Genomic DNA, 3,669 nt, shown 5'->3' on the forward strand with positions numbered 1-3,669 from the left:
CAGTTATTCCTGAAAGATATAGATACTAATTACGTTTCGTATTTGACAATCATTATCATTCTGAATAGCTTGTCGCACGTCTCAGGAAGCTTCCCAACGTTGGGTGCCTCCCCCCCTCTCTGTGACAAGGTGATTTCCATGGCGGAACAACTATCCACAAGTAAGTGCGATTCACCATTACTCCAGGCCTTCGTCGACAATCGCAGCATTCTGGTCAAGATTGCTGCGCGCATTACCGGCTGCCGCTCACGCGCGGAAGACGTGGTGCAGGATGCATTCTTCCGGCTCAGTGCCGCCCCGCAGATCACCTCGTCGTTCAAGGCGCAGCTGAGCTACCTGTTCCAGATCGTGCGCAACCTGGCCATCGACCACTACCGCAAACAGGCGATGGAACTGAAGTACTCCGGCAGCGAAGAGGAAGGCCTGAACGTGGTCATCCAGAACGCCTCGCCCGAAGCCACGCACATCAACCTTGCCGCCCTCGATGACATTGCCGAAGCATTGAACGAGCTGCCACAGCGCACCCGTTACGCGTTCGAGATGTACCGTTTGCACGGCGTGCCGCAGAAGGACATCGCCAAGGAACTGGGCGTGTCGCCGACCTTGGTCAACTTCATGATCCGCGACGCCTTGGTGCATTGCCGCAAGACGGCTAACCGTCAGGTTTGAATTTTTGAGTGTTGGGGGCGCATTGCCCCCAGCTTTCTCAGACCAGCGTGCACCGATCGAAAAACCGCTCCCGCCCAAGAATCATCAGCGCCGCGCGCTTGTGCGGGAAATCGAACTCTTTATCGCAATGGAAGCACTGGTCGTGCATGTAGCCGATCATCTTGCCGTTGTCCGCACGCGGCTCGGCCACCACCCGCTGGGTGCGCGGGTCATCGAGGAACAGGTAGTGCACCAGCGCCGATAACCAGCTGGCCACCTTGTGCGGCCCACGGTGCGCCTCCTCCCCCACCAGCATGTGGATGCCGCGGTCGTAATCATCGGCCGCATAGAACGGCGCAATGCGATCTTCCTTGGCCCAGTACGCTTCGAAGTAGGCGAACGGCTCGTCGTCGAAACAGCCGATCAAGGTGAGGGTATGCGGGTCGGCTTGCAGCTTTGCCAGGTATTCATGGTGCTGCTGCAAGGTGCCGCCCTCCTGCCAGAACTTGTCGACCCGCGGATTGTTCTGCCATCGATTGAAGCGTTCCAGGTCCTGATCGATCTCCAGGGTACGCAGCGATACCCAGCTGCCCAGGCGTGCATCGAAACGTCGGTACACTTCGCCACGCGGCTTGGGCGCCCGGCGCGGGTGGCGCTTGCCGTTGCTGATCTGCATCTGCTGGGGGTACACCCCGGCGATCGACTCGCCAAGCCAGGGTTGGGGCAACTGCCAGAACAACGTACGTTCACACAGGTACACGCCGGCCTGCTCGCTGGGCAACAACAGGCCGCTGACGAGGGCTTCGGGCAGCACCTCGGGCAAGTGCCAGGCCAGGCGCTGGCAGGCGACATCGCGTGCCAGCAGCCAATAGCAGGCAGCCCACAACGCCTGGTAAGGGCGCTCTGGGCAAAGGCTTTCAAGGTGCACCTCAAGGGCCGCGCCCTGGGCCAGGCGCAGCTGGATCAACGGGCGACCGGCAAGGGTCAGGCTCAGCCAGCTCTCGCCCTCATCGGCGCTGAGGGTGCGCCAGCGTGGCGCTGACAGTGGCTGCGAAGCGGCATCGAACGGCATGGTCTTGGCTCACGAAAATGAAGAGAAGGCACACTGTTGAAAACGTTGTCGCTGCGCAGGAATTTAGTCGCGCGGTGCCTGTACCGTGATCCGGTAGGGCTGAAAGATACGCGTCAGCTCACCGTTCTCGCGCAGGGCACGCATCAAGGCCGCGAACGATTGCTCGCCGATGGGCGCGCCGGGGCGCAGCAAGGCGTAGTGGTGATAGACCTGGTCAATACGCTGCGAGGCAACCAGTTGCGCCTGGCTGCCCGGGTTACGGTCGAGAAAGTCGCTGAGGTAAGAGCGGGTGACCAGGGCGATGTCGGCGCGGCCGGCCTGCACCATCAGCAGGTTGCTGTCGTGGGAATAGGTCAGCGTCGCATTGAAGGCTTTGCGCAGGTAGTCCGGGTCGGCGTTGAAGCGGGCGAACGCATAGTGGTAACCGTTGAACAGCGCCAGGCGCTTGCCGCGCAGCTCATCGAAGTAATGCGGGTCGCGGCCGTTGGCCTTGGCGGCGACGAACACTTCGGCATCTTCCAGGCCCATGTCCACTGTCTGGTGGGCGATCTGCTGCCAGCCCCACTGTGGGTTCTCGAAGACCGCCATGTCGGTGCGGCCCTGCTGCAAATCACCAAAGCGCCGCTGAATGGAGGTGGGCACCAAGACAAAGTGGTAGCCCTGCTGGGAGCGGTTAAGGGCGTCGATCAATTGTGGCAACAGACCCGTATCGGCCCCCTGTTCGGGGCGAACGGTGTAAGGCGGGAAATGCGCGGCACCGATCTTCACTTCGATCGCGTCGCCAGCCCAGCCTGGTACCGCCAACCAGAAGCCGGCCAGCAACAGCAGAGTGGACAAGGCCTTTGGGCCGGGCGCTGAAGTCAAGACGGACACTCATCACGGTTCGTACCTGGTTGCGCCTAAGCTAGGCGTTTTCCGGGCAGGGCACAACAGCTGGTCGCTGGTCTTTACGCCAAAGCAGGCGGCAAATTGCCAGGGGGTGCCGTAAGGCCCGACATTGGCTACGCTCTAGCAGGATCTGCAAGGGAGCCTGGTATGGGCCATTGGTTGGTGATCGACCTGGAAGCCACCACCGACGATGGTGGATGGCCGGTCACAGAGATGGAAATCATAGAAATCGGCGCAAGTTTGGTGACCCGCGAAGGCCGTGAAGTCGACCACTTCCAGCGCTTCGTGCGGCCCAGGCGACGGCCGCAGCTGACGCCGTTCTGCCGCGAACTGACGCACATCAGCCAGGCCAGCGTCGACAGCGCGGCGGCCTTCCCCGAGGTGTGGGCACGGTTCGAGCGCTGGCTGGGGCACCACCGCGGGCAGTTGCAGGCGTGGGTCAGCTGGGGTGACTACGACCGCCAGCAACTGCTTCAGGAATGGCAACAGCACGGGCTCGACAGCCTGCTGCGCAGCGTGCCGCACATCAACCTCAAGCAGCGCTTCGCCAAGGCCCGCCACCTGCAGCGGCCGACGGGCCTCAATGGCGCCTTGCAACTGGCTGGCATGCACTTCTGCGGGCAGCAGCACCGGGCCCTGGAAGATGCGCGCAACACGGCGCGGCTGCTGCCCTTGAGCCTGCCGGCCAAGGGCACCTGAAAGCAGATGACGACGGGGATGGCCTTGGGCATACTGGCCAGCGCTTTTTCATCCCCCTCTTTTCAGGAGTCGCCCATGTTCCAGGTCAACGAGTACTTCAACGGCACCGTCAAGTCGATCGCATTCGCGGGCGAAGAAGGCCCGGCCACCGTGGGTGTGATGGCACCAGGCGAATACGAGTTCGGCACTGCCAAGCGCGAAATCATGCATGTGGTTTCCGGCGCCCTGACCGTCAAGCTGCCGGGTAGCGACAACTGGGAAACCTTCAACGCGGGCGACAAATTCAATGTTGCCGCTGACAGCAAGTTCCAGCTGAAGGTAGCGGTGGACACTGCTTACCTGTGCGAGTATCGCGACTAAGC

General features: G+C 61.8%; 5 protein-coding genes. 3 read left to right on the forward strand and 2 right to left on the reverse strand.

Annotated elements, in window-relative coordinates; translation table 11 throughout:
- Positions 1-138 precede the first annotated feature (138 nt).
- Positions 139-669, forward strand: a complete 531-nt coding sequence (locus NP534_RS26170; RefSeq protein ID WP_033699331.1) for an RNA polymerase factor sigma-70 — start codon at positions 139-141, stop codon at positions 667-669.
- Positions 670-706: 37 nt separating this feature from the next.
- On the opposite strand, the gene NP534_RS26175 is transcribed toward NP534_RS26170, so the two are convergent.
- On the reverse strand, positions 707-1,720 hold the full coding sequence (locus NP534_RS26175; protein WP_274100654.1) for a GNAT family N-acetyltransferase: 1,014 nt from the start codon (positions 1,718-1,720) through the stop codon (positions 707-709).
- A 63-nt stretch (positions 1,721-1,783) separates the two neighbouring features.
- Positions 1,784-2,584, reverse strand: coding sequence for a substrate-binding periplasmic protein (locus tag NP534_RS26180; protein WP_274100655.1), 801 nt, complete (start codon positions 2,582-2,584; stop codon positions 1,784-1,786).
- A 171-nt stretch (positions 2,585-2,755) separates the two neighbouring features.
- On the opposite strand from NP534_RS26180, the gene NP534_RS26185 reads away from it, so the two are divergent.
- Both NP534_RS26185 and ppnP read left to right on the forward strand, forming a co-directional pair.
- Complete coding sequence (locus NP534_RS26185; RefSeq protein WP_033699335.1) at positions 2,756-3,307, forward strand: exonuclease domain-containing protein; 552 nt, start codon at positions 2,756-2,758, stop codon at positions 3,305-3,307.
- Between the two features lie 75 nt (positions 3,308-3,382).
- The gene (gene ppnP, locus NP534_RS26190) at positions 3,383-3,667 is read left to right on the forward strand and encodes a pyrimidine/purine nucleoside phosphorylase (protein WP_033699336.1); all 285 of its coding nucleotides are present in this window, start codon (positions 3,383-3,385) and stop codon (positions 3,665-3,667) included.
- The last annotated feature ends 2 nt before the right edge of the window (positions 3,668-3,669 follow it).

The sequence above is a fragment of the Pseudomonas sp. 39004 genome (assembly GCF_028682155.1).
Classification (GTDB): domain Bacteria; phylum Pseudomonadota; class Gammaproteobacteria; order Pseudomonadales; family Pseudomonadaceae; genus Aquipseudomonas; species Aquipseudomonas capeferrum.